Annotated in this window: 17 protein-coding genes; 10 read left to right on the forward strand and 7 right to left on the reverse strand. The window is 71.1% G+C overall.

The features are described from left to right. Positions 1-2 precede the first annotated feature (2 nt). From tpx to G555_RS0102310, 5 genes are all read right to left on the reverse strand, one after another. Positions 3-503, reverse strand: coding sequence for a thiol peroxidase (tpx, locus tag G555_RS0102290; protein WP_028707618.1), 501 nt, complete (start codon positions 501-503; stop codon positions 3-5). 122 nt (positions 504-625) lie between these two features. Then, positions 626-1255, reverse strand: a complete 630-nt coding sequence (dhaL, locus tag G555_RS0102295; protein WP_051208249.1) for a dihydroxyacetone kinase subunit DhaL — start codon at positions 1253-1255, stop codon at positions 626-628. 2 nt (positions 1256-1257) lie between these two features. Then, complete coding sequence (locus G555_RS0102300; RefSeq protein WP_028707620.1) at positions 1258-2253, reverse strand: dihydroxyacetone kinase subunit DhaK; 996 nt, start codon at positions 2251-2253, stop codon at positions 1258-1260. Positions 2254-2461: 208 nt separating this feature from the next. Continuing rightward, entirely contained in the window at positions 2462-2590 is a 129-nt protein-coding gene (locus tag G555_RS22750) for a DLW-39 family protein (protein ID WP_211223146.1), read from the reverse strand. Between the two features lie 67 nt (positions 2591-2657). Then, positions 2658-4319, reverse strand: a complete 1662-nt coding sequence (locus G555_RS0102310; RefSeq protein ID WP_156887389.1) for a hypothetical protein — start codon at positions 4317-4319, stop codon at positions 2658-2660. A 310-nt stretch (positions 4320-4629) separates the two neighbouring features. On the opposite strand from G555_RS0102310, the gene G555_RS0102315 reads away from it, so the two are divergent. The 4 genes from G555_RS0102315 (at position 4630) to G555_RS0102330 (ending at position 9263) form a co-directional block, all read left to right on the forward strand. Next, entirely contained in the window at positions 4630-6147 is a 1518-nt protein-coding gene (locus G555_RS0102315) for an FGGY family carbohydrate kinase (protein ID WP_028707622.1), read from the forward strand. Positions 6148-6161: 14 nt separating this feature from the next. Further along, entirely contained in the window at positions 6162-7196 is a 1035-nt protein-coding gene (locus G555_RS0102320; protein ID WP_245581174.1) for a 2-hydroxyacid dehydrogenase, read from the forward strand. Between the two features lie 119 nt (positions 7197-7315). Beyond that, positions 7316-8590 carry a sensor histidine kinase gene (locus tag G555_RS17410; RefSeq protein WP_051208251.1) on the forward strand — a complete coding sequence of 425 codons (1275 nt, stop codon included), beginning with the start codon at positions 7316-7318 and terminating at the stop codon, positions 8588-8590. A gap of 10 nt (positions 8591-8600) precedes the next feature. After that, positions 8601-9263: a response regulator gene (locus G555_RS0102330; protein ID WP_028707624.1), complete on the forward strand. Its 663-nt coding sequence runs from the start codon at positions 8601-8603 to the stop codon at positions 9261-9263. A gap of 53 nt (positions 9264-9316) precedes the next feature. Here the strand turns inward: G555_RS0102330 and G555_RS17415 are convergent, their stop codons facing one another. After that, on the reverse strand, positions 9317-9880 hold the full coding sequence (locus tag G555_RS17415; RefSeq protein ID WP_036920708.1) for a DNA-3-methyladenine glycosylase I: 564 nt from the start codon (positions 9878-9880) through the stop codon (positions 9317-9319). 39 nt (positions 9881-9919) lie between these two features. Then, positions 9920-10588, reverse strand: a complete 669-nt coding sequence (locus tag G555_RS0102340; RefSeq protein WP_028707625.1) for a hypothetical protein — start codon at positions 10586-10588, stop codon at positions 9920-9922. Positions 10589-11089: 501 nt separating this feature from the next. Here G555_RS0102340 and G555_RS0102345 point away from each other — a divergent pair. From G555_RS0102345 to G555_RS0102370, 6 genes are all read left to right on the forward strand, one after another. Beyond that, positions 11090-11947, forward strand: coding sequence for a MetQ/NlpA family ABC transporter substrate-binding protein (locus G555_RS0102345; protein ID WP_028707626.1), 858 nt, complete (start codon positions 11090-11092; stop codon positions 11945-11947). 1 nt (position 11948) lies between these two features. Beyond that, positions 11949-12935 carry a methionine ABC transporter ATP-binding protein gene (locus tag G555_RS0102350; protein ID WP_028707627.1) on the forward strand — a complete coding sequence of 329 codons (987 nt, stop codon included), beginning with the start codon at positions 11949-11951 and terminating at the stop codon, positions 12933-12935. After that, positions 12932-13600: a methionine ABC transporter permease gene (locus G555_RS0102355; RefSeq protein ID WP_028707628.1), complete on the forward strand. Its 669-nt coding sequence runs from the start codon at positions 12932-12934 to the stop codon at positions 13598-13600. The genes G555_RS0102350 and G555_RS0102355 overlap by 4 nt, the downstream gene beginning before the upstream one ends. Before the next feature lie 210 nt (positions 13601-13810). Continuing rightward, positions 13811-15148, forward strand: coding sequence for an MFS transporter (locus G555_RS0102360; protein WP_036920710.1), 1338 nt, complete (start codon positions 13811-13813; stop codon positions 15146-15148). 78 nt (positions 15149-15226) lie between these two features. Beyond that, positions 15227-15865, forward strand: a complete 639-nt coding sequence (locus tag G555_RS0102365) for an NUDIX hydrolase (protein ID WP_051208254.1) — start codon at positions 15227-15229, stop codon at positions 15863-15865. A gap of 168 nt (positions 15866-16033) precedes the next feature. After that, positions 16034-19483, forward strand: coding sequence for a transglutaminase family protein (locus G555_RS0102370; protein WP_028707631.1), 3450 nt, complete (start codon positions 16034-16036; stop codon positions 19481-19483). Positions 19484-19530 lie beyond the last annotated feature (47 nt).

Below are 19530 nucleotides of genomic sequence, written 5' to 3' on the forward strand. Positions count from 1 at the left end.
GCTCAGGCCAGCGCGGCGAGCGCCGCGTCGTAGTCGGGCTCGTTCGCGATCTCGGTGACCTGCTCGGTGTAGCGGACCGTCCCGTCGGTGTCGAGGACGACGACGGCCCGGGAGAGCAGGCCGCGGTTCTTGCCGTCGGCGAGCGTCACCCCGTAGTCGTCCCCGAAAGAGCTGCGGAACGCGGAGGCGGTGATGACATCGTCCAGCCCCTCGGCACCGCAGAAGCGCGCCTGGGCGTAGGGCAGGTCGTTGGAGACGCAGACGACGACGGCATTGTCGAGCGAGGACGCCTTCGCGTTGAAGGTGCGGACGCTCAGCGCGCACGTGCCGGTGTCGATGCTCGGGAAGATGTTGAGGACGACCTGCCGGCCCGCGAAGCCGGCGAGGGACACGTCGTCCTTCATCGCCGCGCCGGTGAGGGTGAAGTCGGGGGCGGCGGTTCCGACGGCGGGAAGCTCTCCGACGGTGTGCACCGTTTCCCCACGGTGAGTGATTTCGGCCATGCCCCGATCCTTGCGCACACCGCGGCCGCAGTGAAGGGACGCTCGGTCAGTGGGCCGCCGCGGACAGGACACGACCCCCGGCGCGATCGCCGGGGGCCGTGTCGAGCTGTCGGGGCGGTGCCCTACCCGAGGGTCTTCAGGTAGGCCAGCGCCGTGTCCAACAGAATGGTCGTCGACACCGCGCCGGGGTCGGGGTGTCCCTTCGCACGCTCGCCGAGAGCCTTCGCCTTGCCGAACGTGGCGATCATGTCGACGGTGTCGTCCTTGCCCTTGTGGGCGCCCTCCGCCGCGGCCTCGGCCACGGCCAGCAGCCCCTTCGGCACCGCCTCCTCGGCCGCCTCGGCCGCCGGCACGACGGCATCCACCATCGTCTTGTCCCCAGGTTTGGCCTTGCCGCGCGCCTGGATCTGCGCCGCCGCGGCGGCGAGCCAGGTCGCGTAGCCCGCGGCGTCCAGGGTGTCACCGGTGAAGGTCCGGGCAGGCGCCTTCAGGAACATGCCGAAGATCACCCCCGAGGCTCCACCGCTGGTGGCCATGATTGCCGACCCGCCCGCTTTGAACAGGTCCCCGACGGTCGCAGGCTCGGCCCCTTCGATGGCCTCCTTGGCCGCCTTGAACCCTCGGGACATGCCGACGCCGTGGTCGCCGTCCCCGATCGCCTGGTCGGCTTTCGTGAGGATGTCGACGTTGGCGATGATGGCGTCGCACATCGCCGCCAGCATCCCTCGGGTCTGCTCGATCGTAAGCTCCATAGTCACCCCTGACTGAACGTGATGCTCTCGCACGGCGCGTTGAGCAGATGCTCGAGCTGATCGTCGAGCTTCAACAGCGAGATGGAGAATCCCGCCATCTCCTGGCTGCAGAAGTACGCGCCGATGTCGCAGCGCGCGATCTCGATCCCCAGGTCTCCCAGCAACTGGTACGCCTTGCGCGTCACGATCATGAGCTCCATCTGGGTCGTGGCGCCCAGGTTGTTGACGAGCATCGCGACGCGGTCGCCCTTCTTGTAGGGCAGGTCCGCCACGAGATGGTCGATCATCTTCGTGGTGAGGACGTCGGCCGGCATCAGCTTCGACCGCTCCACGCCGACCTCGCCGTGCGCGCCGAGACCGATCTCGATCTCGTCGTCGCCCAGCGTGAAGGTGGGCTCACCGGTCTCGGGCAGCGAGCCCGCGGAGACCGCGACGCCGAGCGTCCGCAGATTGGCCTGGCACTTCTTCACAGCCGCCTCGGCCTCTTCGAGGGACGCCGCCTCGGCACAGGCCGCGCCGGCGATCTTCACCTGATAGAAACCGCCGCCGATGCCGCGCCGGGTCTCCAGATCGGGGGTCGCGCAGTCGTCGGCCACCAGGACCGTGCGCACCTCGACGCCCGTGTCGTCGGTGGCGTCTTCGGCCCCGAGGTCGAAGTTGAGCACGTCACCGGCGTAGTTGCCGTAGACCAGCAGGACGCCCTTGCCCTTGTCGGCCAGCTCGACCGCGGCCGTCACGAACTGCGGCGCCGGCGCCGCGAAGATGTTGCCCGCGACCGATGCGTCGGCGAGGCCCTTGCCGACGTAGGAGGTGTAGACGGGCTCGTGTCCCGATCCGCCGCCGATGACGAGGCCGACCTTGCCGGGCTCGATGTCGGTCCGTGCGAGAACGCGATCGCTGACCCGCGCCAGCTTGCCCATGGAGGCCGCGACGTACCCGTCGAGGACCTCGCTCACGATGTTCTCGGTATCGTTGATGATCTTCTTGACCTTGGCCACTTTGCCTCCTCCGATTCAGCCGACGTCCTTGTCGGCACGCCACTCAGCCTATCTTCCAGTCACCCGTCCGATCGAGGGACGTCTGCGCACGCTCCGCACACATGAGCGAAGTGCCGACCGGCGCGGTCGCGGTCCGCGGTCGCCGATCCGCCTCGTCCGCGCGGCGCGACCCGGGGGCCGCCGGTCCCGTGCGCCGGGCCGGGATCTGTCAGGCGCTCGGGGCCGCGGTCGCCTCCGCCCACAGCTCGGCCTCCGCCCGTGCACGGTCGTTCTGCACCTTGAGGATGACGACAACCACCACGGTCAGAGCGCCCACCAGGACCAGGAGCTTCTTCATGGGGTCGAGCGTAGCCTGCGCCGCTGAGCGACACCGGTGGGCACCGCGAGTCCGGTCGGCCCGGCCGTCAGGTCCACACGCGGGACGCCCGATCCCAGTCCAGGTGAAGAGTGCGGCCGCCGCACTCGACGTCCAGGCGACCGGCGGCCGCGAAGGGGCGGACCCAGGGATTGCGGTGCCGGCCTGCCGGATGCACCACCAGCCCGTGCGGCTCCGTCAGCGACCCCTCCGGGTTGAGCGAGTAGTGGCCCAGGTCGGCGAGGCGGAGGTGGAGGGCGTCGCGGTCGACGGACAGGCTCGAGGCCTTCAGCATCCGGACGAAGTCGGTCAGCGAACTCGACTGGCTGCGGTCGCCCATCACGACCGCCCATCCGGTCACCGGCCCCCGCTGGGCCACCTCGTCGCGGGCCGACAGCTCCAGCGGCGCCGCCGACAGCAACCCGAGGAAGGTGCCGCGCACCTGCGCCGCCATCCAGGTCCGCCCCAGTCTGGCCTCGTCGCAGCGGCTGAACGGCACGATCACCTTCGAGCCCTCCCCGACATCGCGATGGCGCGTGTCGTACATCGCCAGCAGCACGTGTTCGTGCTGCCCCACCGAGGGCAGCAGCCCGCTGCCACGCGGCGCATCGGGTCGGCTCGGGTGGACGGACGTGATGTGGATGCCGCCCGGGAGCACCGCCTGCCAGGGGCGGGCGTCCCCGATCTGCCCCACGCGATAGGACTGCACGCTCGACAGTTGGTAGTGCCGCGTCCGGAAGCTCGTGAACCGCGCCCGGGGGAACTGCGCGTCTCCGGTCGCCGGCAGCAGCCGGGTCAGGGGCGACGCGAACCGCTTCACCGGTGCCAGCGCCCGGTTGCCGGTCAGCGCCCACTTCCGGTAGCCGTGCGCCGACCACTTCACCGTCTCGGGACACGTGTACGCGCCGATCTGCCATGCCAGCAGGCACGCCTGATCGACCTGGCCGCAGGTCTCGCGCTCGATGTCGGACGGGTTGAGGCCGAACGTGCTCCACGACGTGGACGCCTGATCGTCGTAGGCGATCCGCTGCAGCACCGGCGGCAGGTCGTAGCCGCCTCCTGCGACGACGCGCGCGACCAGGGGGTCGGCGGCGTCGCGGACCGGCGTGTCCCGCAGCCAGGAGAGGATCGACCGCATCCCCGGATCGGGCGTGACCCGGGCCGCCGCCGGAGCGAAGTCCCCCTCGAAGCCGTACAGCGCGACATCCAGCAGGACGACGTCCAGCACCATCTTGGCGCGTTGCACGAGATCCTCGTCGGGGGCGCGATCGACGAGGACGACGAGGGTCGCGAGCACCTCGACGAGCGTCTGCGCCGTCAGCCACTCGCTCATGCCGAACCGGTAGCACCGGGAGAGCCAGGTGAGGATCCTGTGCTCGGCCTTGCGGGCGAGCTCGGCGCCGCGCACGCCGGAACTCACGAACTGCTCGGCGGGGAAGAACCGGCCCGCGAGGTAGGCGCAGGCGCTGTAGGACAGGGTGTGGCTCTCGGCCCAGTAGCGCACCGAGTCCGGGCCGGGCTCGTCCACCCAGTATTTGAAGCCGAGGATCGTCCGGCGTACCAGGCCGGCGTCCTCCAACGTCTCGTACCCCGCCGGGTCTCGCCACATGTCGTCCAGCAGGGTCAGCAGTCTCGCGTCCGAGCCGGCTCGCCGGGCCGCGACAAAGGCGAGTGTTCCCGGCAGCCTCACGGGTTCGGTGGGGGCAGCCATCTTGGCACAAAAGTAGCCGCCCGGCCCACAGGGTCACAACCCATGCCAGCGGGCCGACCGCCGGAATCTCGAATCGGCAAAGGGCGATCGCCACCCGCCGAGGTCCGTGGGTCTCCCCGCGGTCACCCCGTCCGGGCGGTCCGAACGGTCCGGGGCAGCGGCCTCCCAGCCCACATATGAGCCGGCTCGATCGGGCCGTCTCGCTCCGGGGACGGCCGAACCTATACTCCGCGATATGGCGGCAGGGCGGTCGTTTCCGCTTGTCCGCAAAGGAATTGCTCAGCTTTTCCCCACAGTCAAAGGAGATCCCGTGGCCAAGGTCGTCATCGGTGTCGATGGTGGTACCACCGCAGTGAAGGCCGTCGCCTTCGACCTGTCCGGCAACATCGTCGCCTCGCACAAGGAAGGCGTCCCCGTCGAGTACGGCAAGGGGGGCGAGGCCGAACAGGACATGACTCTCATCTGGGAGGGCGTCGCCGCCTGCCTCAAGGGCGTCGCCGATGCGCTCCCCGCCGGGACGCAGGTCGTGTCCATCGGGCTCACGGGCCAGGGCGACGGCTGCTGGCTCGTCGGCACCGACGGCCGGCCCGTCCGCAAGGCCGCCATCTGGCTGGACGGGCGTGCGCCCGAACGCGTCGCGCAGTGGCTCGAGGACGGCAAGGCCGACGCCGTCCTGGAGGTCACCGGGACGACGACCTTCCCCGGCCTCGCGCCGGTGCTGCTCGCCGAGTTCGCCGAGACCGAGCCCGAGTCCCTGGCGAACGCCGGCTGGCTCGCGTACTGCAAGGACTGGCTGCGCTACAACCTGACCGGCGTCATCGCCACCGACTACACCGAGGCGTCCCGCAACTTCCTGGACGTCCGCACGGTCGGCGGGTACTCGGCCGAGCTCGCCGAGAAGCTGGGGCTGAGCGACGCGTTCCGCCTCGTGCCCGAGATCCGTCCGGCACACGGCGACGGCGGCACCCTGACCGCCGCCGCGGCGGCGAAGACCGGGCTTCCCGAGGGGACGCCGGTCGGCATCGGCCAGATCGACGTGGCCGTGACCGGCGCCGGCCTGGGCGCCGTCGAGGACGGTCAGGGCTGGCTGATCCTGGGCACGACGGGCTTCGTCGGCGCGCTTCTCGGCTCGGTCGCCGAACGGCGCACCGATGTGTCGATGGTGCTCGCGACGGGCCAGGGCACACAGGTGCTGGAGTTCCTGCCGCCCATGACGGGCACGCCGAACCTCGACTGGATCCGCGACACGCTCGGCCTGTCCGACAAGGAATGGGACGAGATCGAGAAGCAGGCGCGTACGGTCCCGGCGGGTTCGGGCGGCGTGATCTACCTGCCCTATGCGTCCCCGGGCGGGGAGCGCGCGCCGTTCCTCGACACCAACGCGTCGGCCTCCTGGCTGGGCATGTCCATCACGACGAGCCCGGCGGAGATCCTGCGCTCGGTGTACGAGGGCGTCGCGTTCAGCCTGGTCGAGTGCGTTCGGACGCTGGAGCTCACCGGCGACCTCATCGTGTCCGGCGGCGGCTTCCGCTCCGACCTGGTGTGCCAGATCCTCGCCGACGCCACCGGGCAGACCGTGGTCCGGCAGGACGCTCCCGAGGCCGGCGCCCGCGGGGCAGCGGTCTACGCCCTGGTCACGGCCGGCGAGGCAGCGGATCTGACCTCGGCGGCCGGCATGCTCGCCTCCGATCTCACCTCGTTCGCACCCGACCCCGAGAACCTGGCGATCTACCAGAAGACCTTCGACGTGTACGTGGCGTCGCGCGAAGCCGTCCGGCCGGTGTGGCCCGCGATGCGGGCGCTGCGCTCGGCCTCGCAGGGCGAGTGAGCGAAGGGACGACAGTGGTCAAGGTTCTGCTCGCCGGCGACGGGTTCGTCACGTCCGCCATCCTCCGTGCCGCCCTCGCGCGTCACGTCCCCGACGCCGAGACGGCGGAGCTGACGGGCCCCTGGCCCGACACCCCCCTCACCGACGTCGAGGACGTGCGGGAGGCGGCCGGCGACCGTGACGAGCTCATCGCGGCGTTGCAGGGCGTGACCGTCGCGTTCTCGCACACCCATGGATTCACCCGGACGGTGATCGAGAACGCGCCGGACCTGCGCATGATCGTGATCTGCCGCGGCGGCCCGGTGAACGTGTCGATCCCGGCGGCGACCGAGCACGGCGTGCTCGTCACCCGCACGCCCGGACGCAACGCGACGGCGACCACCGAGCACACGATCGCGATGATCCTGGCGGCCGTGCGGCAGGTCTCGCAGCGCGATGCGGAGCTCAAGGCCGGGATCTGGCGCGGCGACCTGTACCGCTACGACCTCGTCGGGCCGGAGGTGCGCGGCAAGACCGTCGGCCTCGTCGGCTACGGCGCGGTCGGGTCGCGGGTCGCAGCGATCCTGCAGGCGATGGGGGCCACGGTCGCGGTCTACGACCCGTTCCTCTCCCCCGGCCAGGTGGCCGAGGGCGTCGAGCTCGTCGGGTCGCTGGACGACCTGCTGGGGCGGGCGGCGATCCTGTCCATCCATGCGCGCGAGACTCCCGACAACTACCACATGATCGGCGCCGCCCAGATCGCCCGGATGCCCGAGGGGTCGATCCTGGTCAACTGCGCGCGTGGCGGACTGCTCGACTACGACGCCCTGTGCGACGCACTCGACTCGGAGCACCTGTACGCGGCGGCGTGCGACGTCCTGCCGTCCGAACCCCTCCCCGAGGGGTCCCGGCTGCTGACGACGCGGAACCTGACCATGACGCCGCACCTCGGCGGAGGCAGCAAGCAGGCGGCCGAACTCGCGGCCGAGATCGGTGCCGCGGACATCGCCCGCTTCCTGGGGCGCGTGCCCACTCTCCACGCGGTCAACCCCGAGGTGGAAGGGCTCTAGCGGCGACGGGTCCGCCGCCGCCGCGGACCTGCGCGACACGAAATGACGCCCGTGGTCTGGGTGAGGACAGACCACGGGCGTACGTGCCGTGTTGCCTGTAACTCCTAGTCTTGGGACCGATGCAGGATCTGTCCCGTTCCCTTTTCCCGCCCGGCGCGTCGCGGCACGACTGGGCGATCGACGGCGGCATGGCACTGGGCATGATGTCCTTCACCGTGCTGCCGTTCGTGATCGGGATCGGCATGGGGATGTCCGATCCGCTGCGCGATATCGCGATGCTGGTCGGGTCGACCCTGATGGCGGTGTCGGTCGTCGCCCGGCGGCACGCCCCGCTGCTGATGATGGCCGGTGTGATCGCCGGGGGGATCGTCATGCTGATCGGCTCGACGGGCCCGTTGCCCGCGCTGCTGGCCGTTCCGCTGACGGCCTACGCGGTCGCCCGCCGCGTTCCCGGACGCATCTCCCGCACCGTCCTGTACGCCGGCGGGGTGGGGTCGATCGCCGGGCCGTTGCAGTGGGTCCTGTTCTCGGGCTGGTTCTACCCCGGCTCCGACTGGCCGTCGGTCTCCACCTACCTGCTGATCCTCGCCTTCCTGTGCTTCGGGGCGGTCGTCACCCCGTACGCGATCGGACGCCGGCTGCACGACTCCGAGGCCGCCAACGCGCAGGCACGGATGGCCGTGTGGCAACGCCAGCAACTGGAGATCGCCGAGCGGGAGCAGCGAATCCGGTCGGCCGAGGTCAACGCCCGCAACCAGATCGCCCGTGAGCTCCACGACATCGTCGCCCATTCGCTGTCGGTGATGATCGTGCAGGCCGAGGGGGGCCGGGCCCTGGCCCGCAAGCACCCCGAGGCCGCCGCGGAGTCGCTCGACGTCATCGCCGAGACCGGGCGCGAGGCGCTGCAGGAGATGCGCCGCATCGTCGGCGTGCTGCGGTCGGGCCCCGAGGCCGAACCGGCGGCGTTCGCCCCCGCACCGGGCCTGGCCGACCTGCCCGAACTCGTCCGCCGCACGACCGACCGGGCGACCCTGGACGTCCGCGGCCAGGTCCCCGATCTGCCGCCCGCCCTCGGCCTCACGGTGTACCGCATCGTGCAGGAGGCGCTCACCAACTTCCTCAAGCACGCCGGGCCTCAGGCGACGGCCCGCGTCCTCGTCATGTTCACGCCCGGCCGCGTCGATCTGGACGTGTCGGACAACGGGCTCGGCGCGGCGGCGGGGAGCGACGGCCGCGGCCACGGCCTGCGCGGCATGGCCGAACGGGTGCAGGCGATGGGCGGGCGGCTCCTGGCCGAGCCGCACCCCGAGGGTGGATTCCGCGTGCGTGCGACGCTGCCGTATCAGATGCGTCAGCCCAGCGTGCGGCAGAATGTCCCTGCACGTCGATCGTAGGAGATGCCCGGTGAGCGAACCCATCAAGGTCTTTCTCGCTGACGACCAGTCCCTGGTGCGCAGCGGGTTCCGCATGCTCATCGAGGCCGAGGACGACCTCGTGGTCGTCGGCGAGGCGGCCGACGGGGACGAGGCGGTCCGCCGCGTGACCGCCATCAAGGTCGACGTCGTCCTCATGGACATCCGGATGCCGATCATGGACGGTGTCGAGGCGACCCGCCGGATCATCTCCGCCGGTGTCGGGACGAAGGTGCTCGTCCTCACGACGTTCGACCTGGACGAGTACGCGTTCGCCGCGCTGCGCGCCGGAGCGTCGGGGTTCCTGCTGAAGGACGCCCGGCCCGCCGACCTGCTGAACGCGATCCGCAACGTCAACGCGGGTGACGCCGTGATGGCGCCCTCCACGACCCGGCGCCTCCTCGATCATGTGGTGCCCACGCTGCCCGCCGGGCCGATCACCCCCGACCCGCGGCTGGAACTCCTCACCGACCGCGAGCGCGAGGTTCTCGTCGAGATCGCCAAGGGGGCGACGAACTCCGAGATCGCCGGGACGCTGTACATGGCCGAAGGCACCGTCAAGACCCACATCGGCCGGCTGCTGGCGAAGCTGCAGTGCCGCGACCGCGTCGGGCTGGTCCTGTTCGCCTTCGAGTCGGGCCTGGTCCACGCCTGACGCGGAGGAGCCTGCCCGGGCCGGGCGGCACACCTCTCACGCGCGCCGAAGCGTCACGCCCCGGCCGCGGCCTGCGTGCCCGCCGGGCACCCGACCAGGTGGTCGTTGACGATCCCGCACGCCTGCATCGACGCGTATGCGGTGGTCGGGCCCACGAACACGAACCCGACCGCCTTCAGCGCCTTCGCCAGGGACACCGACTCGGGCGTCGTCGCCGGCAGCTCCGCGAGGGACCGGGGCCGCCGATGCCGCGCGGGACGATGGCTCCACACGAGGTCGGTGAGCGTCCGGCCGGAACCCTGCAGGGCCACCAGCGCCCGCGCATTCGCGATCACCGCCTCGATCTTGCGCCGGTTGCGGACGATGGCGGCGTCGAGGAGGAGCCGGTCGACGTCCGCGGCGGCGAACTCCGCCACCGCGGCCGGATCGAACCCCGCGAAGGCCCGGCGGAACCCCTCCCGCTTGCGCAGGATCGTGAGCCAGGAGAGACCGGACTGGAAGGCCTCCAGGCTGAACCGCTCGAACAGGTCGGCGTCGCCGTGGACGGGGCGTCCCCACTCGTCGTCGTGGTACGCCTCGTACAGCGCGTCGCCGGTCCCGAAACAGCGTACGGTCACGGGGGTAGCGTACTGGGACGGGCTGATCACGTCGCCCCCTCACGCGGCCAGGAGACGCTCGGCGTTGGCGGCGAGGCGGCGCACCGACGAACTGCACCGCCAGCGGATCGCGGTCTCGGTCGTGACGTGCCGCACGGCGGCCACGCGGCCCGGCATCCCGTCGAGATACACGCTGGACAGGATGCGGGCCGCACGACCGTCGATGAGGCCGAGCCGCTGCGCCCGGGCGAGGACGCGATCACCGGTCGGGACCGGGTCCGCCGCCGGCGCCGTCGCCAGGGAGTCCATCGTCTCGGGCGCCACGGGCCGCTCGCGCGGGTCGGTCCGCGCGGCCTTGAGGGTGTCCCAGACGAGGTTGGCGGCGATCCGCGCGGGCCGGCGGTCGAGCGGGTAGGCCGCCATCACGAGCCAGAACGGCGCCGCGAGCTCGTCGGCCCGCGCCGACCGCCCGCGGGCGGCACGCGCAAGCCTCGTCCACAAGGCCTTCATCACCACGAGCCCTGCCTGCTGCTCGCCGTCCTGCAGCAGACGCAGCAGAGCGGCCAGAACGGCGTCCGAACCCGTCCGGGCCGCCTCTTCGGCCTCGGACACCGTCCGCCGGGCCGCCAGTGCCGGGTGGCCTCGCCATGCCGGCGGCAGCTCGGCGTCCGCGCCGCCCGCCCACCATCGCGCCAGGTCGGCGCCTGTCGATCCTGTCCATGTCGTCATGACGCGATGCTGCCCGCGCGACGTTGCCCGCACCGTCGCCGGATCCCGTCGCGGTGTCGTCGGTGCGGCCGAGACGTTGCCCGGGCGACGGGGATGCGGGCGCGGAACCGCCGGTGTTGGCGTCCCCCCTCGCTACGCTCCGGCCACGTCGCTACGCCAAGGCCGGGACGCTACCCGTCCCCCGGTAGCTTCCCGGCCGAGGGGTAGCTACGCGGAGCGAGGACGCCCGACCGGCCGCGACGCACCCACGGCAAGGACGCCCGGAGGTCGCCGGCGGACGATTTGCCTCCTCCCGGCGGCGCGATTAGTGTCGTCACCGTGTTGAGCACAGCTTCCTACGTCCGCGCCATGCGGATGATGTGTGACTGCTGTGCGCGAATGCCCCGCTGACAGCACGCCCCAAACCGCCCAGGGCGCAGATCGCCCAGGTCCGAGTCATGTGCGCCGTGCTGTCAGGTTGCGCCGCTCCGCACGAATCCTGATTCTCAGCGAGGTACCACCATGTCACGACTCACCCGCATCGTCGCCGCCCTCGGCGCGACCGTCCTCGCCGCCGGCCTCGCCGCCTGCGGCGCCAACACGTCCAGCACCGCCAGCAGCGACACCAGCACGCCCCTCACCGTGATCGCCGACTCGACGCCGCACTCCGAGATCATCCAGCACGCCATCGACAGCAATCTGCTCGGCGACGTCAAGATCACGCTCCGCGAGGCCACCGGCGACATCGACCAGAACCAACTCGTCCTCGACGGGGACGTCGACGCCAACTTCTTCCAGCACGTCCCGTACCTCAAGGACTGGAACGCCCAGCACGACAACGCCCCGCTCGTGAGCGTCGCGGCCGTCCACGTCGAGCCGCTCGGGCTGTACTCGAAGAAGGTCTCCGCGGTCGCCGACACCCCCGAGGGAGCGACCATCGCCATCCCGTCCGACGCCACCAACCAGGCCCGCGCGCTGTTCCTGCTCGCCGACGCCGGTCTCGTCACGCTCGACGTGAAGGCCACCGACCCCGACCTCGACTACTCGCAGGTGACGACGAAGAACATCACCGACAACCCGAAGAAGATCTCCTTCGTCACCCTCGAACGACGCAACCTCCCCGGCTCGCTGGACGACGCGAAGGTCACCCTCTCGATCATCAACGGCAACTACGCGCTGGAAGCGGGGCTCACTCCCGAGAAGGACGCCCTCGTCCTGGAGTCCGCCACGGACAACCCCTACGCGAACGTCCTCGTCGTGAAGGACACCCTGAAGGACGACCCGCGGGTGACCAAGCTCGCCGAGGCGCTCACCAGCAGCGAGATCGCCGAGTACATCACGCAGACCTACAAGGGCTCCGTCCTGCCGGTGAACGCCTGACATGATCGTCGTCGACTCCGTCACCAAGGTCTACGAGAACCGGGGCATGACCGTCACCGCCGTCGACGACGTCTCACTGACGGTCGGCTCCGGGGAGATCCACGGGATTCTCGGACGCAGCGGGGCGGGGAAGACCACCCTGCTCCGCTGCCTCAACCTGCTCGAACGCCCCACGTCGGGGACGATCACGGTCGACGGGCTGGAACTCGTCGGCCTCTCCGACGCCGACCTGCGATCGGCCCGCCAGCGGATCGGGACGGTGTTCCAGCACTTCAACCTGTTCCATGCGCGGACCGTCAGCGACAACATCGCGTTCCCGCTGGAGATCACCGGGGTGGGCCGCTCCGAGCGCAGGGCGCGGGTGGCCGAGCTCCTCGACCTCGTCGGGCTCACCGACCGCGCCAACGCCTTCCCGTCGCAGCTCTCGGGCGGCCAGAAGCAGCGGGTCGGGATCGCCCGCGCCCTCGCCGCCCACCCCAGCGTGCTGCTGTGCGACGAGGCGACGAGCGCCCTCGACCCGGCCACGACGGAGCAGATCCTCGACCTCATCAAGGTCGTCAACGAGACCACCGGCGTCACCGTCGTCCTCATCACCCACGAGTCCGGCGTCGTCCGGCGGATCTGCGATTCCGCCGGGCTGATGGAGGACGGGAGACTGGTCGAGTCCGGCCGGCTGGCCGACCTGCTGGCCGACCCCGGCTCGCGCCTCGCGGAGCAGCTCATTCCCGTGGGCCGGCCGACGGACTCCGAACCCTCCGTCGAGTACATCCTCAGCTTCCGCTCCGAATCGGCCACCGAGCCCGTGCTGTCCCACGCGTCCCGCGAGCTGGGGCTCGACGTGTCGATCCTGTCCGGAAGCGTCGAGCAGGTCGGCGGCCGGACCGCCGGACGCCTGCGCGTCGCGCTCAGCCGGCCCCTCGACGGGCCCGATCACGACAGATTCGTCGGCTTCCTCGCCGCACAGGGAGTGATGGTGTCCAGGCCATGAATCAGAAATCACCCGTCGAGGCCCTGCCCGAGCTCCTGGCGGCTCTCGCCGAGACCGGCTGGATGTGCTCGATCGCGTTCCTCGCGACCGTCGTGTTCGGCATCGCCTGCGGGGTGGCGCTGCGCCTCACCGCGCCGGGCGGACTGCGCCCGCACCGCGCGTTCTACCAGGTGTTCGGGGCGATCATCAACGTGGTCCGGTCGCTGCCGTTCCTCATCCTGCTGATCGCGCTGATCCCCGTGACCCGCTGGATCGTCGGCACCGCCTACGGGCCGACCGCCGCGATCGTCCCCCTCGCCCTCGGCGCCATCCCGTTCTTCGCACGAGTCGTCGAGAACGCCCTGCTGGAGATCCCGCAGGGCAAGATCGAGGCGGCGCAGGTCATGGGCGCCTCGACCCGGCAGATCGTGTGGAAGGTGATGCTCCCCGAGGCGCTGCCCGGGCTCGTCGCCGGGGCGACGCTGACCTTCGTCATGCTCATCGGGTACTCCGCGATGGCGGGCACCATCGGTGGCGGCGGCGTCGGCGATTTCGCTATCCGCTACGGGTATCAGCGGTTCAACACGCCCGTCCTGCTGCTGTCGATCGCGGCCCTCGTCCTCATCGTCCAGGCCATCCAGACCACAGGAGACCTCATCGTCCGCTCCTTGTCGCACCGCCGGTGACGCTTGGGCGGATTTCAGCAGACCTTCAGGTTTGATAACGCTTTGGCAACGAAGATGTCTGACAGACTGACGCACGTTGGCTGGTGTTGCATACTAAAACCACTGAGGGGGTTCCTCAGCATTGCCTAGGGGGTTGCTGGCGTTGTGCCGTAGCCCCCTGGTGCTTTTCCAGGGCTCCTACCTCGCGCCGAAGCCGGGAGGGATGTACTGGTGAACCGCCTCGCCGGGCTCCGGCGCCTGTGGCGTCACCGCCGATTCCGGCGGCTTCTCGCCGTCCGCATCGCAACCCAGTCCGCCGACGGGCTCACGCAGGTGACGACGGCCGCGTACGTGCTGTTCTCGCCACAGTCCCAACCGGACGCCTGGTCGATCGTCACGATCCTCGCGATCGCGTTGCTGCCGTTCTCCCTCCTCGGCCCGTTCGTCAGCGGTCTGCTCGACCGCTGGAACCGGCGCCAGGTCATCGTCGTGACGGACCTCGTCCGGGCCGTCGTCTGCCTCTCGCTGGGAGCGCTCATCGTCACCGGCGTACGCGGCGGGTGGCGCGACGCGGCGTTCTTCGCACTCGTCCTCGTGTCCATGAGCCTCAACCGGTTCATGCTGGCCGGGCTGTCGGCGAGCCTGGAGCACACGATCGACCCCGACGAGTACCTGACGGCGAACTCCGTCATGCCCATCGTCGGCCCCATCGGAACCGCGCTGGGCGGCGGCGCCGCCACCATCGCACGGCTCACCCTCTCGACGGTGTGGCCGACGTACCGCGCCGACGCCCTGCTGTTCACCGTCGCCGCGGCCGGGTTCGCGCTGAGCCTGACCATCTCGCTCGGCTTCACCCGCGACGCCCTGGGCCCGCGGGCGGACGCGGCGCGCCCCGCCTCCGCGCGATCCGTCCTCGGCGGGCTCACCGCCGCGCTGCGGCACATCGCGGCGCGGCGCCCTGCCGCCATCGGGCTCGCCACCATCGGCGTCCACCGGATCTGGCACGGCGCGGCGTCCGTCGGCGTGATCCTGCTGTTCCGCACGTACTTCCACCGCGTCGACGAGGTCACGCCCGCCCTCGCCGACCTCGGCGTGTGGGGCGCCGCGACCGCCGCCGGGTTCATCGCCGCCTCCTTCGTCACCCCGCTGCTCACGCGCTGGATGGGGCTGAAACGCTGGATCCTCGTCCTGCTCGTGGGCTGCGGGGTCTTCCAGATCGTGCCCGGATCGATCTTCGTCCCGGTCGCCCTGTTCGTCGCCGCGGGCCTCATCGGAGTGCTCGCGCAGTCCATCAAGATCTGTGTCGACACCCTCGTCCAGACCCACATCGACGACGAGTACAAGGGACGCGTCTTCATCTGGTACGACATGCTGTTCAACGTCGTCCAGGTCGGCAGCGCCGCGCTCGCCGCCCTCCTGCTGCCCCCCGACGGCGCATCGACGACGGTCTTCGTCCTCTTCGGTGTCGGCTACCTCCTCACCGCCGTGGGGTTCGCCCTTGCCACGGCCAGGATTCCCGCCGCCGAGTTCGCCCGCGACGACGCCCGGGCCGCTCCCGGCGCCGCCTGAGGCCTGGCCCGGACGCCGGGTCGGAGATTTCCTGGACTTCGCCTTCCGAGCCCGGCTCAGCACATATTATTAGTTTTGATGAGTAATACTATTCGGAGTGCCGCATCGGCGGAGCCCCGCTCTTCGAAGGTCTCGGTCGACGCCGTGACACTGCGTTTCAACCCCCAGAAGATGGGGGTCGAGGTCGCGGTGACCACGCGCACGCAGGAACCCTTCACCGGACAGCTCGCCCTGCCCGGCGTCGTCCTGCTGGAAGGCGAACGCCTCGCCCACGCGGCCGAGCGCGCCCTGCGCGACAAGCTCGGCTGGGGCGCGCCACGCGCCCTCGGTCAACTCATCGTCTTCGACGAGCCGGCGCGTGACCCGCGCGGCGCCACGCTGTCCGTGGCCATGTGGGCGGTCGCCGACGGCCCCGGCGGCACCTGGGTCTCCCTGGACGACGTGCCACCGCTGGCGTTCGACCACAACCGCATCATCGAGGTGTGCCGCCCCATGCTCGCCGAGATGCTGTGGCGCAACCTCGATTTCACCAGGGCCCTGACCGGCCCCACCTTCCCCGTGTCCACGGCGATCGCACTCACCGAGTCCCTCACCCGGACCGTCCCCGACCGGGGCAACCTCAACCGGCGGCTCGCGACCATTCCGAAGCTGCGCGTGAGCGGCCGCGAGGTCGTCCGCGGACGCGGGCGCCCGGGCGCGACGTGGAGCTGGGCCTGACGCCGTCCCCGGCAGCCGCGCGCCGGCGTCCGACGAACCGCTCGTCGCCGCCCGTCTCGACGCGGGATCGAGCCCGCCGCCGCGTCGCCGGTCCCTTCCGTGTTACGGGAATGTGACCGCGCCGTTCACGACGCGGCGCAGCGCCGCCCAGCGGCTAACGTTCGACAGGTGACGATCAAGGTCGCCATCGAGCATTCGACGGTCTACACATTCGACCGGCCCGTGTCGGTGCACCCTCACACGGTGCGACTGCGACCCGCGCCGCACTGTCGCACGCCCATCGAGTCCTACTCGCTGACCGTGGACCCGCCGGATCACTTCATCAACTGGCAGCAGGATCCCTTCGGGAACTACGTCGCACGCCTCGTCTTCCCCGAGCCGGTGAGCGAACTGCGCTTCGTGGTCGACGTCGTCGCCGACATGACCGTCGTCAACCCGTTCGACTTCTTCGTCGAGAGCTACGCCGAGAAGTACGGGTTCGCGTACCCGCCCGACCTGCTGGCCGACCTCGCTCCGTACCTCGCCCCGGTCGACGAGACGTGCGGGGAGGGCCCCGGCCCGCTCGTCCGCGAATGGCTCGCCCGCAATCTCCCCGGCGACGCCACCGACCTGCGCATCGTCGACTTCCTCGTCCACCTGAACCAGGCCGTCAACCGCGACATCGCCTACACCGTCCGCATGGAGGCGGGCGTCCAGACGCCCGACGTCACCCTCGACGCCGCCCTCGGCTCCTGCCGCGACTCGGCCTGGCTGCTCGTGTCGATCCTGCGTCAGCTCGGCCTGGCGGCCCGCTTCGTGTCGGGCTACCTCGTGCAGTTGGCGGCCGACGAGAAACCGCTGGACGGCCCGGCCGGGCCCGACGCCGACTTCACCGATCTGCACGCCTGGGCCGAGGTGTTCATCCCCGGCGCGGGATGGATCGGCATGGACGCGACCAGCGGCCTGTTCGCCGGCGAGGGACACATCCCCCTGTCGGCGACCCCGCACCCCACCAGCGCCGCCCCGATCGAAGGCACGACCGATCCCGTCCAGGTGACGGCCCGCTTCGACAACAGCGTCCGCCGCATCTTCGAGGACCCCCGCGTCACCCTCCCCTACACCGACACCCAGTGGGAGGCCATCGACCGCCTCGGCGACCTCGTCGACTCCCGCCTCGCCGCGGGGGACGTCCGGCTCACCATGGGCGGCGAGCCGACCTTCGTGTCGGTGGACGACTCCGTGTCGGCCGAGTGGGAGTCCGCCGCCGACGGAGCCGGGAAGCGTCGCCTCGCAGCAGGCCTCGCCCGCCGGCTGCGGGATCGCTGGGGCACCGGGACCGTCCTGTTCCACGGCGAGGGCAAGCAATACCCCGGCGAGCCCCTGCCCCGCTGGAAGATCGAGCTGAACTGGCGCACCGACGGCGAGCCGATCTGGCGCGACGCCACCCTGCTGGACGACCCGTGGAGCCCGCCCGTCGTCACCGGCGACCCGGCCACCGTCGCCCGGACGGTCCGCGACCTCGCCTGGTCGGTGGCACGCCGGCTCGGCATCCCCACCGACTTCGCCCGCCCGGTCCACGAGGACCCGCTGCACCAGTTGTGGGCCGAGTCGCAGCAGCCGCAGGGAGACCGCCCCGCAGCCGACCTCGACCCTGCCGATCCCGACGTCGCGCTGGCCGCCGCACGGGCACGGATGGCCAACGAGTTCTCGGCCGACCCCGGGGTGCCCGCAGGATACGTCGTTCCCCTCTTCGTCGCGCCCGACGGATCCGGGTGGGGGACCGCCCGCTGGCGCACCCGCCGGACCCACGTCTTCCTCATCCCGGGCACGTCGTCGATCGGCAGCCGGCTCCCGCTGAACTCCCTGGCCTGGCAGCCGCCCGAGGACGAGCCCGAGCCCGACGGGTTCACCCCGCCCGGCGACGCCCTCCCCGACGTCGACGACCTCGCCTCGGCGCCGGCCGCGATCCTCGACATCGCCGACGCCCCCCGCCACGCCCTGGCGTTGGAGGTGCGCGACGGCCACCTGTTCTGCTTCCTGCCGCCGCTGCGCGATCCCGAACTCGCGCTCGAACTCGTCGCGGTCCTGGAGGACGCGGTCGCCGAACTGGGCCTGCCCATCGTCCTCGAGGGGTACGGGCTGCCGTCCGACCAACGCATCGCATCGCTGTCGGTGACGCCCGACCCCGGCGTGATCGAGGTCAACGTGCAGCCGACCTCGTCGTGGGCCGAGCAGCGCGAACTCGTCACGACCCTGTACGAGGACGCGAAGCAGGCACGGCTCACGACCGAGAAGTTCGACGTGGACGGCTCGCACACCGGAACCGGCGGCGGAAACCACTTCACCATCGGCGGCGCCACCCCGGCCGACTCGCCGCTGCTGCGCCGGCCCGACGTGCTGCGCTCGCTGATCACGTTCTGGCAGCATCACCCCTCGCTGTCGTACGTGTTCTCCGGCCGCTTCATCGGCCCCACGTCCCAGGCGCCGCGCGTCGACGAAGGACGACCCGAGACGCTCTACGAGCTCGAACTGGCCTTTGCCGAACTCGAACGCGTCTCCGAACCCGACCAGGGCCTGCTGGCCGACCTGCGGTCGGCGCTGCACGTCACCGGGTCGCAGCCCGATCCGTTCCCGACCCCGCCGTGGATCACCGACAGGCTGCTGCGGCATCTCCTCACCGACCTGACCGGGAACACGCACCGCGCCGAGTTCTGCATCGACAAGCTGTACAGCCCCGACTCGAACCGTGGCCGGCTGGGACTGCTGGAACTGCGCGGCTTCGAGATGCCGCCGCACGCCCGGATGGCCCTCACGCAGGCGCTGCTCGTGCGCACCCTCCTGGCCCGGTTCTGGGAGAAGCCGTACACCGGACGACTCGTGCGCTGGGGGACGCGGCTGCACGACCGCTTCCTCCTGCCCGCGTACGCCGCGGGCGACCTCGCCGACGTCGTGCGCGACCTCGACGACCACCTCGCCACCTTCACCGACCAGCGGTTCGATCCCGCCTGGCTCGACCCGTTCCTGGAGTTCCGCTTCCCCCGCCTCGGCGAGACCGAGGTGGCCGGTGTCCACCTCGAACTGCGCACCGCCATCGAGCCGTGGCACGTCCTCGGCGAGGAGATGACCGGGTCGGGCACCGCGCGCTACGTCGACTCGTCCGTCGAACGCGTGCAGATCGCCGCGACCGGTCTCGTCGAGGGTCGCCACGTCCTGACCTGCAACGGGGTGCCCGTGCCGCTGCGGCGGATGGCGACGACCGGCTGGGGAGCGCTCGGCACGAGCTCGGCCGACGCGTTCGTCGGCGGCGTGCGGTTCCGGGCCTGGGCACCGTGGTCGGCGCTGCATCCCACGATGGGCGTCCATGCCCCGCTCACCTTCGACGTCGTCGATCTGTGGAACGGACGCTCGCTCGGCGGGTTCCGCTACGGCGTCGTCCACCCCGGCGGCCGGGCGTACGACGACCGTCCGGTCAACGCCGTGGCCGCCGAGTCCCGCCGCGCGGCCCGCTTCTCGACGACCGGCCACACCCCCGGGCCGATCGACGTCGACGCCCTGCAGGCGCACCCCGCCTGGGGACCCTCGGACGGCGAGTTCCCGTGCACGCTCGACCTGCGGCGCTTCACGCCCGGCACGCTGTGACGCCCGGAGTGGGCCCGGGAGGGGGCACTTCGGCCCTCCCCCTAGAG

The organism is Propionicicella superfundia DSM 22317 (assembly GCF_000423465.1).
Classification (GTDB): domain Bacteria; phylum Actinomycetota; class Actinomycetes; order Propionibacteriales; family Propionibacteriaceae; genus Propionicicella; species Propionicicella superfundia.